This is a genomic window from Chryseobacterium sp. Chry.R1, assembly GCF_039645525.1.
Taxonomy (GTDB): Bacteria; Bacteroidota; Bacteroidia; order Flavobacteriales; family Weeksellaceae; genus Chryseobacterium; species Chryseobacterium proteolyticum.
In genome coordinates this window covers 4,134,120-4,148,887 of record NZ_CP151793.1, presented here as the reverse complement: position 1 = coordinate 4,148,887, position 14,768 = coordinate 4,134,120, and the positions used below count along the sequence as shown (strand labels likewise).

General features: G+C 35.6%; 18 protein-coding genes and 1 riboswitch. Of the genes, 8 read left to right on the top strand and 10 right to left on the bottom strand.

All coding sequences use genetic code 11. The annotated features are described in order from the left end of the window. Window positions 1-3 precede the first annotated feature (3 nt). The 4 genes from AAEU33_RS18520 to AAEU33_RS18505 form a co-directional block, all read right to left on the bottom strand. A complete protein-coding gene (locus AAEU33_RS18520) occupies window positions 4-885 on the bottom strand; it encodes a LysR family transcriptional regulator (RefSeq protein WP_345989571.1) in 882 nt (293 codons plus the stop codon). A gap of 60 nt (window positions 886-945) precedes the next feature. Then, window positions 946-2,250, bottom strand: a complete 1,305-nt coding sequence (locus AAEU33_RS18515) for a voltage-gated chloride channel family protein (protein ID WP_345989569.1) — start codon at window positions 2,248-2,250, stop codon at window positions 946-948. Window positions 2,251-2,280: 30 nt separating this feature from the next. Further along, a riboswitch (Fluoride riboswitch) is annotated at window positions 2,281-2,348 on the bottom strand. 13 nt (window positions 2,349-2,361) lie between these two features. Continuing rightward, on the bottom strand, window positions 2,362-3,204 hold the full coding sequence (locus tag AAEU33_RS18510) for a GLPGLI family protein (RefSeq protein WP_345989567.1): 843 nt from the start codon (window positions 3,202-3,204) through the stop codon (window positions 2,362-2,364). A gap of 73 nt (window positions 3,205-3,277) precedes the next feature. Further along, complete coding sequence (locus AAEU33_RS18505) at window positions 3,278-3,745, bottom strand: acyl-CoA thioesterase (RefSeq protein WP_172277690.1); 468 nt, start codon at window positions 3,743-3,745, stop codon at window positions 3,278-3,280. Window positions 3,746-3,861: 116 nt separating this feature from the next. Between AAEU33_RS18505 and AAEU33_RS18500 the strand changes: the two genes are divergently transcribed. From AAEU33_RS18500 to AAEU33_RS18485, 4 genes are all read left to right on the top strand, one after another. After that, entirely contained in the window at window positions 3,862-4,215 is a 354-nt protein-coding gene (locus AAEU33_RS18500) for an ArsC/Spx/MgsR family protein (RefSeq protein WP_345989564.1), read from the top strand. A gap of 287 nt (window positions 4,216-4,502) precedes the next feature. Next, complete coding sequence (locus tag AAEU33_RS18495; RefSeq protein WP_345989562.1) at window positions 4,503-5,207, top strand: hypothetical protein; 705 nt, start codon at window positions 4,503-4,505, stop codon at window positions 5,205-5,207. 152 nt (window positions 5,208-5,359) lie between these two features. Then, window positions 5,360-5,545, top strand: a complete 186-nt coding sequence (locus tag AAEU33_RS18490; RefSeq protein WP_345989560.1) for a hypothetical protein — start codon at window positions 5,360-5,362, stop codon at window positions 5,543-5,545. Window positions 5,546-5,634: 89 nt separating this feature from the next. Continuing rightward, entirely contained in the window at window positions 5,635-6,069 is a 435-nt protein-coding gene (locus tag AAEU33_RS18485) for a hypothetical protein (protein WP_345989558.1), read from the top strand. A 69-nt stretch (window positions 6,070-6,138) separates the two neighbouring features. Here the strand turns inward: AAEU33_RS18485 and gcvT are convergent, their stop codons facing one another. From gcvT to AAEU33_RS18465, 4 genes are all read right to left on the bottom strand, one after another. Continuing rightward, window positions 6,139-7,215, bottom strand: coding sequence for a glycine cleavage system aminomethyltransferase GcvT (gcvT, locus tag AAEU33_RS18480; protein ID WP_345989556.1), 1,077 nt, complete (start codon window positions 7,213-7,215; stop codon window positions 6,139-6,141). A gap of 11 nt (window positions 7,216-7,226) precedes the next feature. Beyond that, window positions 7,227-7,697 (bottom strand): hypothetical protein, encoded by a 471-nt coding sequence (locus AAEU33_RS18475; RefSeq protein WP_172277702.1) that lies wholly within the window; start codon window positions 7,695-7,697, stop codon window positions 7,227-7,229. Beyond that, complete coding sequence (idi, locus tag AAEU33_RS18470) at window positions 7,698-8,207, bottom strand: isopentenyl-diphosphate Delta-isomerase (RefSeq protein WP_172277704.1); 510 nt, start codon at window positions 8,205-8,207, stop codon at window positions 7,698-7,700. It abuts the gene before it with no gap. A 101-nt stretch (window positions 8,208-8,308) separates the two neighbouring features. Further along, on the bottom strand, window positions 8,309-9,148 hold the full coding sequence (locus AAEU33_RS18465; RefSeq protein WP_345989553.1) for a helix-turn-helix transcriptional regulator: 840 nt from the start codon (window positions 9,146-9,148) through the stop codon (window positions 8,309-8,311). A 107-nt stretch (window positions 9,149-9,255) separates the two neighbouring features. Between AAEU33_RS18465 and AAEU33_RS18460 the strand changes: the two genes are divergently transcribed. From AAEU33_RS18460 to AAEU33_RS18450, 3 genes are all read left to right on the top strand, one after another. Continuing rightward, on the top strand, window positions 9,256-9,672 hold the full coding sequence (locus AAEU33_RS18460) for a carboxymuconolactone decarboxylase family protein (protein ID WP_172277708.1): 417 nt from the start codon (window positions 9,256-9,258) through the stop codon (window positions 9,670-9,672). Window positions 9,673-9,937: 265 nt separating this feature from the next. Further along, the gene (locus tag AAEU33_RS18455; RefSeq protein WP_172278324.1) at window positions 9,938-10,342 is read left to right on the top strand and encodes a phosphoheptose isomerase; all 405 of its coding nucleotides are present in this window, start codon (window positions 9,938-9,940) and stop codon (window positions 10,340-10,342) included. A 90-nt stretch (window positions 10,343-10,432) separates the two neighbouring features. Then, on the top strand, window positions 10,433-11,392 hold the full coding sequence (locus AAEU33_RS18450) for a D-2-hydroxyacid dehydrogenase (RefSeq protein ID WP_345989551.1): 960 nt from the start codon (window positions 10,433-10,435) through the stop codon (window positions 11,390-11,392). A 53-nt stretch (window positions 11,393-11,445) separates the two neighbouring features. Here AAEU33_RS18450 and mscL read toward each other — a convergent pair whose 3' ends face one another. Continuing rightward, a complete protein-coding gene (mscL, locus tag AAEU33_RS18445; protein WP_172277712.1) occupies window positions 11,446-11,826 on the bottom strand; it encodes a large conductance mechanosensitive channel protein MscL in 381 nt (126 codons plus the stop codon). A gap of 165 nt (window positions 11,827-11,991) precedes the next feature. Here mscL and AAEU33_RS18440 point away from each other — a divergent pair, with 165 nt between their 5' ends. Beyond that, window positions 11,992-13,509: an NAD(P)H-hydrate dehydratase gene (locus tag AAEU33_RS18440; RefSeq protein WP_345989548.1), complete on the top strand. Its 1,518-nt coding sequence runs from the start codon at window positions 11,992-11,994 to the stop codon at window positions 13,507-13,509. Window positions 13,510-13,587: 78 nt separating this feature from the next. Here the strand turns inward: AAEU33_RS18440 and lgt are convergent, their stop codons facing one another. Continuing rightward, a complete protein-coding gene (gene lgt / locus AAEU33_RS18435) occupies window positions 13,588-14,436 on the bottom strand; it encodes a prolipoprotein diacylglyceryl transferase (protein WP_273651042.1) in 849 nt (282 codons plus the stop codon). Window positions 14,437-14,768: the final 332 nt, after the last annotated feature.

Below are 14,768 nucleotides of genomic sequence, written 5' to 3'. Positions count from 1 at the left end.
CTTTTAGTTATAATTTATAAACTTTAAAAAAAGTTGAATAAGGGCAGATTGTTCTCCTTTCGGAAGGATATAATGGAAGTTTCGTTCAATACTGAAATTTTTAATATCAATAATCGTCAGAGTATTATTTTTCAGCTCATTTAAGACAGTGCTTACGGAAAGAAATGCCAGACATTCGGAATGAAGGAGGTAGTTTTTTATACTTTCGCTGCTTCCTAATTGCATAACAATATTGAGATTTTCTAGATCAATGCCTTTTTCTTTTAACCGACTCTGGATAAATTCCTGTGTTCCCGAACCTTGCTCCCGGAAGATCAGGTCTGTATTGTATAAATCTTTCAATTGCAGTGTCTTGTTCATAAGAGGGTGGTCCGATTTTGCAACAAGTACAATTTCATCGGGTTTAAAAATTTTATAATCAAAATAAGAAGATTGGGATTCGCCTTCAATGATTCCCAGGTCAATTTTACCCTCTTTTAATAATGTTGATATAACTTCTGTATTGTAAGTAAGCAGTTCAATCTTAATATCCCGGTAATACGAATGAAATTTTGCGAGGATCTCAGGAAGGATATATTGTGCAACAGTAGTACTTGCGCCAATAATCAGTTTGCCCCTGTGTTCAGAATTCAGCTGATAAATTTCAAACTCCAGATCCCTGTACATATTGCGGATCTTTTCTGCATATTTGTAAAGTATGACTCCACTACCAGTAAGCTGGATAGATGTACCTTTCCTGTTAAACAGCCTGGTGTTAAGCTGGCTTTCTATTTCCTTGATATGTTTGGTGACCGCCGGTTGAGAGATATTCAACTCCTCAGAAGCTTTTGTAAAGCTCAGTCTTGAAGCAACCGTGTGAAAAACTTTAAGTCTGTAGTCAAACATGCTGTAAAAACAATTAAGACACAAACTTAGTTAAATTGTATGTAAGAATACCTTTAAAATTCAGAGATCTGAAAAACTTTTATCCTGGTCGCTCTCGTATCTGCGATGTTTAGCTTGTCCGATTCTTTGCCGCGTGTAAATACTGTTTCTGCCCGATAACAAATAAGAAACAACGCAAGCTATGGCAACATAAATTCCGGATTCAGCTCCAAAAAGCTCAATCCCCATCAACATACACGCAAGGGGAGTATTGGTTGCTCCCGCAAAAACTGCCACAAAACCCATTCCTGCCAAAAGCCCGAAAGGAAGAGGGATAAACAGGGATAAAGCACTTCCCAATGTTGCTCCGATAAAAAATAACGGAGTTACTTCACCGCCTTTGAATCCTGCGGATAATGTTATGATCGTAAAAATCATTTTTAAGGCAAAATCATAAAAAGGCAGCTGATTTTCGAATGATTCCACAATTGTGGGGATCCCCAGACCGATATACCGTGTCGTTCCCATTGTAAATACAGCAATAGCAACAATACCACCACCCACAATAGGCCGGAATGGGGGAAACGTGATCTTAGATTTGAATATTCTTCCTGCCCAATGTATCATTTTACTGAATGCTGCTGCACACAGACCAAAAGCAACACCGGCCAGAATACTGTAAAGAATAGGTAAAAACTCAGGTTTTGGGACGAAATCAATATGATAATGGGTATGTTTTACATTCCACAGATCGGTTGCCCAGTTTGCAATAATAGCAGACGCAAATGCAGGAAAAATGGCATTATAACGGATCCTTCCGATGAGAAAAACTTCAAGACCGAATACCGCTCCGGCTAGCGGTGTTCCAAAAACAGAACCGAAACCAGCAGCTATGGCAGCAATAATTAAAATTTTCCTTTCGGTTTTATCCAGTCTGAATGGTTTACTGATTTGGTCTGAAATTGCTCCTGCCATTTGTATTGCTGTTCCTTCCCGGCCTGCAGAACCTCCGAAAAAATGAGTAACTATAGTACCCAGATATACAAAAGAAGCCATTTTAAAAGGAATGGTTTTCTGAGGATCATGAATGGTATCGATTAGTAAATTATTACCGGCTTCGACGTCCTTTCCATAGTAATGATATAGCAGCCCTATTAAAAAACCGGCCACCGGAAGAAGCGCAATCAACCAGATATGGTTCTCCCTGAAACGGGTAGCCCATTCAAGGGACTGCAAAAACCCGGCTGAGGCACTTCCGACCAGAATCCCGATGATCGAGCTGATGCAAAGCCATTTTACAATATATGGGAAAGCAGGGAATTTTCTAAAGAAAAATCTTGAATGAAATACTATTTTTTTACTTACTGTTCGGGGATTTTTAGACATAATAATCCTGATTAATTTTGGTTGATAATCTATTAATCAGGCGTCATCAGCTTACGTAAAGCGGTTGGGTAAGGAAGAACACCATTTCCTTTTGAGCTACAAAGATAAATATTATTTATTAATTTTATAATGCATTACTTTATCAATCTCAATAGGATTATTATACTTTCTTATTACCTCCTGCATGCTTTTGGTTTGTGTATTGAGCTCATCTACATTGCGGATTTCCTTTCCATTGATATTGATATTAAGATCAGTTGCCGTTTTGCTGATGGTATTTCTTTCAAAAGCAAAAGGGTCATTATAAAATTCCAGCAATAATTTTTGCTTTTGCTTTTCATTGATGGAAATCGCTTTGTTGCCAAAATTAGACTCCAGAAAATCTTCAGTGGATGGTGTTCCGGTTAATGTTTCGCTTTTTAGAAGATGATAGATGAAATTTTTATTTGAATCGGATAATTCAAAAATTAAACCCGGCAGACCACGAAATTTAAAAGGTCCTTCATTAAATGGAATATCCTTACAAAACCATGCAGTCCAGCTTCTTCCTCCAAAATCGGCAGTTGCTTTTTGCAAAGTGTAATGTTCTACTTTTTTCACTTCGTCAGAGATCATCCAGTTGATTTTGTCCGTAGTCCTGAATGAATAATATCCTGCTTTTATATTAATGAAATTTTCATGATCAAAGGAGTTGACTTTTCTTTTTACAACCTGTCCGGACATATCCGTATAGCTGGAGTTCATTCCGAACTTTTTATTTAAAGAATCAGTAGACATTAGGTTTTGTCTGTAGAACTTAACTTCTTTTGGGGTGATATCCAGGATCATATTCTGCTTTTCATAACCGGATTCCGTGGAGTCCATTTTATATTTGAGCTCATAAATGAACCTATGGGTCTGGGACTGAACAAAAGTAATAATTAACAGGGCAGATAATGTAAAAATAATTTTCATGATATCTATAAATTTCTATTCCTTAACTATAAATTGTTGGTCCTCTTTATGATTAATGAATTGCTGCCTTCTCTTATAAAAAAGGCTTCATTTCATCCTCAATCTGGGTCCTTAATTCCATAAGTCTTTTTGCATACTGCTCCTGCTGCTTTTCTTCTTCAGTCTCGGGAACCCATTTAGGAACAGGCAGCTTTTTGCCATTTTCATCCACGGCTACAAAAACAATGATGCAATGTGTCTTTTTATCAAAATTAGGTTGCTTGAGGTTTCTCGAAAATACATTGATCGAAATGTGCATGCTGGAGGTTCCGGTATAAATAACCTGAGCTTCAACCTTCACAATTTCACCGATTTTAATGGGTTCATAAAAACGAATTCCCCCTACGTAAACCGTTACAGAATAATTTCCGCTCCAGGTAGTGGCACAGGCATAGCCGGCCTGGTCTATCCATTTCATCACGCTTCCCCCGTGAACATTTCCTCCATAATTAACATCCGATGGTTCCGAGATAAACTGAAACGTAATTGGCTTGTTCTGCATTGTATAAAATTTGAATAAAGATATTTAATAATTTTCAAAATCCTGAATTAAATCATAATTTTGAAGGGTTAAAGCTTATCATAAGCTTTTTTAGGATCATAAAAATCATAATAGAGATGAAAAAAGTATTCCACCTGAATACCTGCGATACCTGCAGAAAGATATTGGCACAGTTTGATCTTACAGACTGGGAACTCCGAGAAATTAAGAAAGAGCCGGTTACAGAAGAAGAGCTTGCTGAGATGTACAAAAGGACTCAATCGTACGAAGCATTGTTTAGCAAAAAGTCTACACAGATTAAATTACGGGGACTGGATGTAAAATCATTAAAAGAAAAGGATTTTAAAAATTTATTACTGGATCATTATACCTTTTTGAAACGACCTGTTTTCGTAACGGATAAGGAAATTTTTGTGGGAAATGATAAAAACAATATTGAGAATTTAAAAACGTTCTTTGGTGCCGATTAATTTCTGAAAATAAGATCATACAAATTTAAAACTTCGATTTGTAAAGGATTATTTTTCTGATTCGAAATATTTCACTCAATTAAATACATGTACGATTTTGAATATCCGGTATTGTTTACCGGATATTTGCTTCTCAGTAGAATTTGATAAAAAAATGATTTTTAGATTTTTTTGTATGTTAGCTGGTGATGAAAAAACTCCCTGATTCTCTTAATTCCCAAATTCCCTAAACAGGATCTGTGAAATTTTTCATCTATAATTTATAAACACAAAAAATAAAACAAATTATGATGGAAAAAGATTTTAATCCTGTAATAAAAGCTGTCCAGAACCTAAGAAAATTAAGCACTGATATTACCCTTACCCATAAGGAGATTGTGGAGGGCAATGATGGCATCATAAAAAAGATTGATGAAGCTGGAGAACTTATTGTTTTGTTTAATGATTGCATCATTATCAATTTATGGCTGAACGAAAAAGCTAAGCTACTTGAAAATATCATTGTATTGCTTGGAATACTTAGGAGTATCGAAGACAAATTCATAAATAAGGACCGCTCCAACCTGCTTGAAATAAGACAAGCTTACAACCATTATAAAGATGTTGTAATTAACATTCTGATAGAAATGCAAAATGTAGGAAACAGTATTTTTACAGCAGAAAACCTTCAAAAATGGGACAGCATCTGGGAGATTATTTCAAAGAATCTGAACCGGATTCTTTCCACATCTGAATCTTATAAATTAAAACTAACCCTCATGGAAAAGCTTGAACCGGATGAAATTGATGCTTTAACATTAGATATCCTGAAATATATTCCATGGAGTTACCCGGATTCGGAAGATCAAAATTATGAAAGACAATATGCGGAGGCTTACGATGAATTAAATCAATCCCTGTCTGAGAAAAAGAATGTATGGAATAAAGTTCTTAGTGTTTTGGCTGGTGGTATGGACGAGACATCAGCACATCGCTTGTCAATTAAAAGATAAATGTTGAGTGATTGGTTTAATATAGCTAAAGATTAAGGCGTGGTTTTGTTCTATGTGATTTTACTTCAGGTATTTATGTGATTTATTTTTCTTCAGATATCGTTTCTATATGTCGGGAAAATTTTATATTTGATGATACCAAAAATATTATTATGTTAAAAAATGTTCACAAAATCAAAAGCCTAAACAGGGGAGACCTTAGAGTAATCAATGGAGGAATCGGACCTGTTGTAAATTGCAATTTTTTATGCGGCGGTGCCGGTGGAGTAGTTTCCAATAATCCGGGAATGGGTGATGTATGTTCCTCGGATCGGAAATTATGCTGTATCTGCTATTAAACTAAAAGAGGCTGTATCCTATACAGTCTTTTTTTTGTGGAAAAGCAAATTATTTTAACAATATTTGTATTCTGTTTTACTTTTGTATCATGAAATATATTTTCGTTCTGTTAAGTTGCGTCTTTTGTCATCTTCATGCTCAGCATAAGATTGATTTAGATAAAAAGAATACCAAGGAACTGGATACTTTACATTATCTTAAAACAAATTTTGAACTTAAGAAATCCGAATATAGAGGGAAACCCTTTTCTTATTTATTGAGTAAAATGACCAGAATATACCCACGAACTGTTTGGAACACTCCGGATATAAAAGATAGTACCACTGTTGAGCGGTCATTGTTTCGGTTTTATGATATCAATTATCCTATTTTAAATGAAACCAAAATGCTCATTATCTGGCAAACGGGATTTTCTTACAGAACTGCTGACGCTTATAGCAGAAGAAATAAATATTACTTTACCAATGCGGAAAAGAAATTGTATGGAAGTATGATCATCAAGGATATTTTGGTTTACCGATAACAAAAACCCCAATAAAAAAATAAAACCGTAGGAACTCCTACGGTTTTTATTTTAATAAAATATTCCTTTCTATACAAAAGGTGCCTTCACAACTTTTGCAGGGATATTTTTATTTCTTACCTGGATGAAGATATCCGATCCTAATTTAAAATGAGGTTTAGCAACATAACCCAGTCCTAAACCAATCTTTTTCATAGGAGATTGTGTTCCTGAAGTTACTTTTCCGATTACATTTCCTTCCGCATCCACTACAGGATAATCATGTCTGGGAACCCCTTTGTCCTGAAGTTCAAAAGCAATCAGTTTTCTTGTTACTCCTTCTTCTTTTTGTTTGGCAAAGGTTTCTTTAGAAAGGAAATCTTTATCGAATTTTGTGATCCATCCTAAACCGGCTTCAATAGGAGAAGTTGTATCATCGATATCATTTCCGTAAAGACAGAATCCTTTTTCAAGTCGCAAAGTATCTCTGGCAGCAAGTCCACAAGGAATAATACCCTCTGTTTCTCCTGCTTTGATGATCTCATCCCAAAGTTTTACGGCATCTTCATTTTTAAAATAAATTTCAAATCCTCCGCTGCCAGTATATCCCGTATTTGAAATAATGACATCGTTTACTCCTGCTACAGCCCCTACTGTGAAGTGATAGTAAGGAATTTCAGACAAGTTAACGTCAGTAAGCTTTTGAAGGATTGCTGTTGCATTCGGTCCCTGAATTGCCAAAAGTGACATTTCATCGGAAGCGTTGGTCATTTTAGCTCCGAAAGTGTTGTATTTTGAAATATGATTCCAGTCCTTTTCAATATTTGAAGCATTAACTACTACAAAATATTTTTCATCATCCATCTGATACACGATAAGGTCATCTACGATACCGCCATTCTCATTAGGAAGACAAGAATATTGGGCTTTTCCTTTTTCCAGTGCATCTACATTATTTGTCGTAACGAATTGCAAAAGCTCTTTAGAACCAGGACCCTCAATGAAAAATTGTCCCATGTGAGAAACATCGAATATTCCCGCGTTTTCTCTCACTGCAAAATGTTCTTCCGTAACTCCGGAATATTGTACAGGCATTTCGAAGCCTGCGAAAGGTACTATTTTCGCTCCTAAAGAAACGTGTTTGTCGTACAAGGCTGTTTTCTTCATATTTATTTTTATTACTTTATTTTAAAGCTGTTAAAAGTATCATTGAAAAGATTCATATAATTGCCATTCCAGTATTTCTGGCCACAATTGATGGAAATAATGAACAGGTTTTTCTCTTTTTGAAAAACTTTGGTAATCCAGAAAAGCTTATCGTGATCATCAAAATATTCATACGTATATTCTGTGTATCCTTTCTTTCCTTTACCGGATTTTACCTTGCTTTCTTCATCATTGGATTTGTAAAGGGCAAGGATGAATTTTTTTGTTTCCTCTTTAGGAATATTCAGGTCATGGTACTCTGAAATTGTAATGGCACCAATTTCATTCGAAGGAAATATATTTACAATATCATCGTCATTTGTCGATTTCCACCCTTCAGGAACGTTAATCGTGTAATTGGTACTTTCATAAACTGCCGTTTTCTGTGCAAAGGTAAAACAGCCTAACATCAATATTAATCCTGCGATCAAATTTTTTCTCATCTAAAAATGGTGTTTGTATTCTTCCAGAATGATTTTAAACCATTCTGTAAAATTTTCTGGGTTCTCAGAGATCTCTTTATCCAGATCAGCAATGGAGATGTATCTTACCTCTTCAACCTCTTTTTTATTTAAACTGAAATCAGCATCGTAATTTCCAACGAATACATGGTCAAGCTCATGCTCCCAAAGTCCACCGCCAACATCAGCTTTATAAATAAAACTGAATTTTTCCGCAAGTTCTACTTCTATTCCCAGTTCTTCTTTCACCCTACGCTTTGCACCTGCCAGATAGCTTTCACCATTTCTGGGATGCGAGCATACTGCATTAGTCCATTGGTTTGGAGAATGGTATTTTTCCGAAGCTCTTTTTTGCAAGAGCATTTCTCCCTTATCATTAAATAGAAATACGGAAAAAGCCCGGTGTAGCAAGCCATTAACGTGTGCCTGCTGTTTTTCCATCAAACCTATAACATTGTCCTGCGGATTTACTAAGACTACCAATTCTTCCATTCCTACAAATGTAAGTCTAATAAATGTATTTTGGAAATTTTTGGGGAAACATCATATCAATGCCAGATCGCGGATGGAATCCCTGAAATTTTCGGAACTTTTTAATGATCTGCAGTTCGTTTTTCTTTTCTCAATATGGATGAAGATATACCGAAATGCTTTTTTAAGGCCTTATTAAGGTGGCTTCCGTCGGTAAAACCCAGGCTCCATGCAATTTCCTGTAATGGAGCTGTTGTATATGTAATCCTGTTGATCGCTATCTGCAGTTTGGTTTTCTGAGTATATTCCTTTAATGTTTCGCCGGCATTTCTTTTAAAATATTCGCTGAAATACTTTCCGGAAAGATTAAATTTTTTGGATAAATAATCGATAGACAATTGATCCTCATTAATGATGTTTTGATTGATATGCCGGATGATTTCAGAAAATTTAGTATCGCCTTTCTCTTTCGTATCGGCCAGTCTTGAACTGATAATTGTAAGTATTGAAGACAGGGAATTGGCGATTAAAGTTTCAGAATACGCCGCGTTCTGATCCCTTTCATGAACTATAATATCCAATAATCTTCTAACCTGTTCCTTGTCTTTATTATCATGAAAAACAAGTCCTTTGCTGAAATCATAGAATCCTATGATATAATTGAGTTTGCTGTACCATTGTGAATAATTGATATCCGTACTTTTAAGATTTTTAAAATAATGCTCTGTAAACCGGACGAATAAAAACTGAGTAGGCTGGATGATGTCATAGGCATGACACTTTGAATAGGGAAGCAAAAAGAAATCCTGAGGTTGATAATTCCGGGTTTTGTATTCTATACTTTGTACTCCTTTCCCCGAAAGAATGAAGACGAGTTCAAAAAAACTGTTTTTACGGAAACGGTCCTTCCATTCAGATAACTCAGTTATTTCGATTTCAATAAGCTCATGTATATGGTCCATCGCAGCATCAATGATTAGTACAAAATTAATCTTTTATTTATACTCAATTTTCTGTTTTTTGTACTCTTTTAAGAATGTATGCCTGCTGTAGCTTTGTGAAAAAAAAGATGGATTATAAAAGTATAGCCAGGCAAACTGTTGGATATTTATACCAGGCTCATTCAAGTATCAGAAATTCAGGAATTGATAATAAGCTTATTGCTCTGGCCGAGCTGAGGATATCCCAGTTAAACGGCTGTGCCTATTGTTGCAGTTTCCATGCCGGAGAACTCAGAGATATGGGTATCGATCAATCTATAATTGATAAGATCCCCGGATATAAGCACTCGGCATCATTCAGTAAAAAACAGCTCTTAGTTTTACAGTGGGCAGACGCTGTAACCTTCATCAATGGAGATATCAGTAATTTACTTGTAGAACTTCAAACTGAATTCTCTGAAAGGGAGATTGTAGAACTTACATCAAGTATTTCCCTTATGAATGCCTTGAACCGGTTGCGTATTAGCCTTGGAGAAAAATTTTAAAATTTTCGGTTTAATCATGATATTTCAGATTATCAATAATGTAAATCTTGTGGTTATTTGTTGAAATCTGATATTATTTTTAGTGAACTTCTGGTGATTAAACTCAAGTGAAACTGAAAATTTTAAATCATAAATGTAAAATTGGTTGATTTAATATTGAATTTATTAATCTAATTTACGTTATAGTAGTAAATTTTTAACATAAACAAAGTTTAACACCTCTTTTCATTGTAAAAATCGTAACTTTGTAATTCAAATTTTTATGATGGAGCTAGATTATATCGAACACGTGAGTCCAGTACTAAAGGACGGAGTAAAAAATTACTTAATAGATATTGACGGAACAATTACAGATGATGTTCCGAACGAAGAACCGGAGAGAATGGTTACCTGTGAGCCTTATCCCGATGCTTTAGAAACCATAAATAAATGGTATGATGAAGGACATCAGATATGCTTTTTTACTTCCCGCACTGAAAATTTAAAACAAATTACAATTGACTGGCTGGATAAACACGGATTCAAATACCATAGTGTTTTGTGTGGAAAACCAAGAGGAGGGAACTATCACTGGATTGATAACCACCTGGTGAGAGCGACAAGATACAAAGGGAAATTTACTGATCTGGTCGAAAAGCAAGTGACAATCGAAGTTTTCAAAGAAGATTAAAAATAATTCAAAGATTTAAAGATTAATGATAAAGCAGCACGCCGAATTTTAATTTTTAAATCTTTTTAAATTTAAATAGACATTGTATTTATGAAAGTTTTAGCAAATGACGGTCTGGATCAATCTGGAATTGATGCATTAACTGAAAAAGGGTTTGAAGTAATCACAACAAAAGTACCACAGGAATTTTTAGTAGATTACATTAATGAGCACAAGATCCGTACTTTACTGGTACGTAGTGCGACACAGGTAAGAAAGGATATTATTGATAACTGTCCATCCATTGAGATTATCGGAAGAGGAGGTGTTGGTATGGATAATATTGATGTAGATTATGCAAGGGAAAAAGGAATTCATGTAATCAATACACCATCTGCCTCTTCGGAGTCGGTTGCGGAATTGGTATTTGCCCACTTATTTTCAGGAGCACGATTTTTACAGGATTCGAACAGAAAGATGCCTGTAGTAGGAGATACTGAATTTGCAGGACTTAAAAAAGCATATGCTAAAGGAATAGAATTGCGAGGGAAAACCATCGGTATCGTTGGAATGGGAAGAATAGGACAAGAGGTTGCAAGGATTGCTTTAGGTCTTGGAATGAGAGTAGTTGCGGCTGATAATAATGTAGGCAGGGCAAGTATAAAAGTCAGGTTCTATAACAATCAGTTTATCAATGTGGATATTGAAACGGAACCGTTACAGGATGTTCTGAAGCATTCGGATTTTATTACCCTTCACGTACCGGCACAGAAAGACGGATATATGATCGGAAAAAATGAGTTTGAAATTATGAAGGACGGAGTTGCAATAGTGAACTGCTCACGCGGAGGTGTTATTGATGAGGTCGCTTTAATTGAAGCCCTGGATTCCGGAAAAGTGAAGTTTGCAGGACTGGATGTTTTCATTAATGAGCCTACTCCTTCAAAAGACATTCTCACTCATTCTAAAATTTCCCTCACCCCTCATACAGGAGCTTCAACATTGGAAGCACAGGATAGAATTGGTCTTTCTTTAGCGGAGCAGATTTCAAGTATACTACAGATTCACTAATCGAATGAAGTTCGTATTGAAATAAAAAACACCTCAAATGAGGTGTTTTTATGTTATATGTTGTTCTTGTTTTTTAGTAAATCTCTGATTTCCATCAATAATTTCTGATCATCTGTAGGACCAGCCGGAGCAACCTCTTTAGCCTTTGATACTTTGTTAATTCCTTTAATCATTATAAAAAGAACCATTGCTATACAAAGGAAGTTAATAACTGCCGCCAGGAAATTACCATAGGTAACGCCGTTCCATACCAGGGTTTTGATATTTTCTGCCCCTGCAGCTTTTAGAGCCGGATTAAGTAAAAGAGGAGTAATAACATCTTCTACAAATGATGAAACAATTTTACCAAAAGCTGCACCAATGATAACCCCTACTGCAAGATCAATGACATTGCCTTTGACTGCAAATTCTTTAAATTCCTTTAAAAATCCCATAATTTAATTTTTTTTATGTTGTGTATGACACAAATATAGCTAAAATTGTTATTTTTTTCGCGTTTATGGGATATTTATTTGTATTCTTTTTAAATAATGTGAATGTGGAGTAATCACCTTTGCGTTAATAAAAAATATTATAAATTAGTCGGATACTAATATGAAATGAAAATATTTACGAAGGAGCAAATAAGGGCGTGTGATCAGTTTACGATATCGAACGATCAAATTTCTTCAATTAAACTAATGGAGCGCGCAGCACAATCATGTGTAAACTGGATATCTGAACATTGTAAAAATCATAAGAAGTTTTTTGTTTTCTGTGGCGTTGGAAATAACGGAGGAGATGGATTTGCTATTGCACGGCTGCTCCATACCGAAGGTTTTGATGTAGAGGTATTTGTAGAGGATCCCAAATCGAAACTTTCCGATGATGCAGAGGTCAATTTTGAAAGAGTACAAGGGGTTTCGGAAATTCCGGTTAAAAGATTCAGTGAGCTGGATAAGGACCCGCTGGATGATGATACTGTTATTATTGATGCCCTTTTCGGAACCGGATTATCAAGAGAACTTGAAGGAGCATACAAAGAAATAGTTGATTATTTAAACACTCTGAAGGTTGTTAAAATTTCTATTGATATTCCTTCCGGACTTTTTGCAGATACCACTTCTGTTGCAGGCTCTACTATTTTCAAGGCTGATTATACTCTGAGTTTTCAATTCTGGAAGAAGAGCTTTTTACATCCTGAAAGTGGTATATTTACAGGTAAGGTAGAGATTTTGGATATAAATCTTAGCAGAGAGTATATTTCAAATACTGAAACAGCTGATTTTTCAGTTGATGAAGAATGGATCAAAAGAATTTTTAGACCGAGACCGGACTTTTCTCATAAAGGATTGTATGGTAAAGTACATATTGTTGCAGGAAGCTTTGGTAAAATGGGAGCTGCTGTGCTATCCACAAAAGCTGCTTTAAAAACCGGAGCCGGTTTGACGTTTACGGTTGCTCCCGAATGCGGATATAATATTTTACAAATATCTTGTCCGGAAGCCATGTTTATAAAAAGTGGTGATAAGGTTACAAGTAAGATAGAGATTGAAGATAATTCTGTATTTGGTATAGGGCCGGGTATAGGAGCAGATAAGGAAACGCAAAAAGTCCTTCTGCAATTTTTAAAAGAATATGCGAAACCACTGATCCTGGATGCTGATGCTTTGAATATAATTTCGGAAAATGAAAAAAATCTGAAACTGATCCCGAAGAATTCAATCATTACTCCTCATCCCAAGGAGTTTGAAAGGCTATTTGGTAAATCTGCAGACTCTTTTGAAAGACTGGAACTGGCTCGTCAGAAAGCGGATGAGCAGCAGATATATATTGTCCTGAAGGATCATCATACACAAATTATTACTCCTGATGGAAAAGTGTATTATAATACAACAGGAAATTCGGGACTGGCCAAGGGAGGAAGCGGAGATGTTCTTACAGGAATTCTTACCTCATTACTGGCACAAGGATATTCCGAAGAAGATGCCGCTGTTTTCGGGGTGTGGCTTCATGGAAAAGCAGCAGATTATGCGGCAGAAAGATATTCTAAAGAATCTATGCTTCCTACTGATCTCATTAATGAACTGGGAACAGTATTTGAGAAAATCAATAAAAAAACGGCAGTTAAGCTATAAAGTACTTCTAAAGGAGGTCGTAAAAATATAAAAGCCACAATTCAATTGTGGCTTATATATTTATTTTAAGGAATATAATTATTCAGGTTTTGCGTTTTGTTCCTGAGTAATTTTGAATTTTTTAGACATAATCATGATCACTACTCCTGCAAGCATGAAAGGAATAGAAAGTACCTGTCCGGTATTCAAGCCTCCGATCTGGATAAATTCATCTCCCTGAGGCTCTTTTAAAAATTCTACAAAGAATCTGATAGCCCAAAGAATAATGAAAAATAATCCAAATAACCAGCCTTGCTGATATTTCTTATCTGTCTTTTTGTATAAGATCCACAGCAGGATAAACAGGCAAATATATCCGAAGGCTTCAAAAAGCTGGGTAGGATAACGAGGTACGGTAAGACCATATTCACTGCTTTGCTGTGGGAAAAGTAAAGCAAACGGGGAATTCGGGTCTACAGGTTTTCCTACAATTTCAGAATTGAAAAAGTTCCCCATTCTTACAAATGCACCTCCCAAAGAAACCACTATTCCTAATCTATCGTATACCCAGAAAGGGTTTTTTCTGATGATCTTAAACGAGTAATAAAGAGTTGTAAGAATTAAAGCAATAGTAGCTCCATGGCTTGCCAATCCTGAAAAACCTGTGAATTTCAGGCCGTTTTTTGTGCTTATTGGCAAAAAGACACTCCAGAAATCTTCCTTGAATAATTCAGGCTGATAAAAGATAACATGGCCTAGCCTTGCACCTAAAATAGTTCCGATCAAGGTCCATGTAAATAATGGTTCCAGATATTTTAAATTGACATTATCAGTTTTGAAGATTCTTGCCATCAGGAGATAACCAAATCCAAAGGCAAAAATGAACATCAGGCTATAAAAATGAAGTGTAACAGGTCCCAGTTTGATCCCATTGGAAGGATCCCATATTTTAAAAGGAGTTTCCAGTTCAACATGGTCTGCAGCTGTAATGGGTTTGTCTGCTTTTACAGCATATTTGAAAGTTTCAATATTTTCCTGAGTAGCCGGAGTTTCTATCAGCTTAAAGTGTTTATCAAAAAACTGGTATTTTGCTTCTTTGTACTTACTTAATGTTGCAGCGCTGAAATTGAAGTAAGCAGGCTCAAAATTAGACTTATTCAGAATTACCAGAACATTACTATTGATAGGTCTTTCCACAAAAGAGTCCAGATCTCTGATTTCAGTTGTTGAATAGATTTTAACGGGGATTTCCGTAGCATTTACTTGTAAGCTTCCGTCCG